We start from the raw sequence: 1267 nt of genomic DNA, 5'->3' as shown, positions 1-1267 counted from the left end.
CTGGCGCTGCCCAGGTAGGGCAGCAGCCAGTCGCTGTAGTTCTGCCACCAGCCGGCCAGGGTCGGGTTCGGCACGCTGCGGCTGACCCAGTAGAAGCTGCCCTGCGCCAGGAGGTGGCACAGCGCCACCGCCACCAGCAGGCTGCCGGCGGCCAGGCCCAGGGCGCGCCAGTCGGCACCGTGGTAGCGCCGCGCCAGCCAGGCGCCGCCGGCCCACAGCACGAAGTAGGCCGGGATCAGGCACCAGTAGGCCGGCGACACGCAGTAGTGCTGCCAGAAATCCAGGCCCTGGCTGCGGATGACCAGGTAGTCGACCAGCACCGCCAGCGCCATCAGCAGCGGGAACGCCCAGCGCGTCCAGCTGCGCAGGTAGAAGCCGCCGACGAAGAACACCGCCCACGACGCGTCCGGGATCGCCCCGAAGTGGTTGATGCGGGTCGCGGCCAGCAGCGCGGTCAACAGCAGCAGGGCGGGGAGGCGGTGGGTGGAAGGCGTCATGACGGCGGGCACCGGGGCACGTAAGACCCCGGATTCTACTGGAAGCGCGGCGCGCGCGAGCGCCGTGCGCCGCTGCCGCCACGGCACACAAGCTGGGCGGTGGCGCTCACCGGGCAGACGGGTGCGGGTCGTATCATGGCCGGATGAGCAAACGACATGACGTAGTGATCGTCGGCGGCGGCCTGGTCGGCGCCAGCCTGGCCATCGCCCTGGACCGGCTGGGGGTGGACGTGGGCCTGGTCGAGGCCGCGCCGCCGGGCGCGTTGCCGCCGGTGTTCGACCAGCGCAATCTCAGCTTCGCCGCCGCCACGGTCAACGCGCTGGGCGCGTTGGGGGTGATGCAGCGGCTGCGCGCGCCGACCGGCCCGATCCGCCGCATCCACGTCAGCCGCGCCGGCGATTTCGGCCGGGTGCGGCTGGAGGCGGCCGACTACGGGCGCGAGGCCTTCGGCCAGGTGGTGGTTGCGCGCGACTTCGGCGAGGCGCTGGAGGCCAGCCTGGCGGCGACCGCGCGGCTTACCCGCTACCGCCCGGCGCAGTTCGTGGCGCTGGAGTCCGACACCGAGGATGGGGAACGCCGCCTGCGTATCGCGTGCGACGGCAGCGAGCAGGTCCTGCACGCGCGCCTGCTGGTCGGCGCCGACGGCAGCGCCAGCGCGGTGCGCGAGGCGCTGGGCATCGCCGCGGCGCGCCATGATTTCCAGCAGACCCTGTTCGTGGCGCGGGTGCGCGGCAGCCGCCAACCCGACGGCACCGCCTACGAGCGCTTC

2 protein-coding genes are annotated in these 1267 nt (G+C 73.5%); one reads left to right on the top strand and one right to left on the bottom strand.

The genetic code is table 11. The annotated features are described in order from the left end of the window. A partial coding sequence (locus D180_RS17895) for a hypothetical protein (RefSeq protein ID WP_017913875.1) occupies positions 1-497 on the bottom strand: 497 nt, incomplete at its 3' end. A 143-nt stretch (positions 498-640) separates the two neighbouring features. Here D180_RS17895 and D180_RS17890 point away from each other — a divergent pair. Next, on the top strand, positions 641-1267 hold a 627-nt coding region (locus D180_RS17890; RefSeq protein ID WP_043091291.1), incomplete at its 3' end, for an FAD-dependent monooxygenase.

The sequence above is a fragment of the Xanthomonas sp. SHU 166 genome (assembly GCF_000364685.1).
In the GTDB taxonomy this organism is placed as follows: Bacteria; Pseudomonadota; Gammaproteobacteria; order Xanthomonadales; family Xanthomonadaceae; genus Xanthomonas_A; species Xanthomonas_A sontii.
Note: the sequence above shows the minus strand (reverse complement) of the source record. Positions and strands in the feature narration are given on the sequence as shown.